The 983-nt window shown below is 65.3% G+C and carries 2 protein-coding genes and 1 pseudogene; all 3 read left to right on the top strand.

The genetic code is table 11. The features are described from left to right. A pseudogene (locus EXE44_RS21595) lies at nucleotides 1-167 on the top strand (acyl-CoA thioesterase); the annotation flags it as partial. 123 nt (nucleotides 168-290) lie between these two features. Further along, nucleotides 291-599 carry a DUF6516 family protein gene (locus tag EXE44_RS17100; protein ID WP_092920751.1) on the top strand — a complete coding sequence of 103 codons (309 nt, stop codon included), beginning with the start codon at nucleotides 291-293 and terminating at the stop codon, nucleotides 597-599. Continuing rightward, nucleotides 580-983: transcriptional regulator (locus tag EXE44_RS17105; RefSeq protein WP_137717986.1), on the top strand; the 404-nt coding region annotated here is incomplete at its 3' end. The genes EXE44_RS17100 and EXE44_RS17105, both read left to right, overlap by 20 nt.

Here is a 983-nt window from a genome sequence, read left to right on the forward strand (position 1 = left end):
CGCCGCGCACGGGCGAGCGCGAGCTCACCACGGAGTCGTACTTCGTGTTTGTCGCCGTCGACGCCGAGGGGAACCCGACGCCCGTCCCCGAACTCGAGATCACGGGCGAGCGCTGCCGCGAACTCCGCGACGAGGCGCTCGCCGCGGAGCCGGACGAGGATCGATAGGAACCCCGACAGACGGCGTCGTCCGGGTTCGGTTATGAATCGGGACCAATGCCAATTTGTTGTACTTGAAACACAACGAAAAGCGGTAACACAGTTGTGGTCGTACCACAACGTACAAAGCCGATGCCTGCCACGGTCGTGTATCGGGAGGCGTCGGAGAAACCGGACGGCAGCCGGTACGAGATGGTCGCGTGGCGGGTCCCGGAAAACGAGGAGTACCCGGAGGGGGTGAAGTACAGCCTCCAGTACATGGACGATGACGGCGACACGCTCCTCCGCTACGACAACGCGCCGCACCACCGAGACATCGGGCGACATCGTCGGCACACGCACACGGGAGAAGTCACCAAACTGGACTTCACCGGTCTCGCCGACCTGATCACCGACTTCCAAGCCGAGGTGAACGACATCCATGACCGACGAACCAACTGACACCCACCCCACCCACGACGAATTTACTCCTGACCCGAACGATGCCGAGTACCCCTCGACGCTCCGAATCACGTCGCTGCCGGCAGAACAGGCACAGGCGGCAGCGATCGAGCGCGCCGAGCGCTGGGAGGACGGCGAGGCGGTCCCGCACGTGGTCAACTTCGAGGACCGTGCGCGGCTCCGCCAGTTGCTCACGGACCGCCGGATGGAGCTCTTAGAAGCCGTCATGGAGCGCCCGCCCGAGAGCATCCGCGCGCTGGCGGACCGGCTCGACCGCGACGTCCACGTCGTCCACGACGACCTGTCGCTGTTGGCCGACTACGAGATCGTCCACTTCGAGGCGGACGGCCGCGCGAAGCGGCCGTACGTCCCCTACGAGACGGT

The organism is Halorubrum sp. SS7 (assembly GCF_005435055.1).
Classification (GTDB): Archaea; Halobacteriota; Halobacteria; order Halobacteriales; family Haloferacaceae; genus Halorubrum; species Halorubrum salinarum.

Excerpts from the sequence above, each read along its gene's own strand:
- EXE44_RS17100 (WP_092920751.1), top strand. The coding sequence starts at position 291 with ATGCCTGCCACGGTCGTGTATCGGGAGGCGTCGGAGAAACCGGACGGC.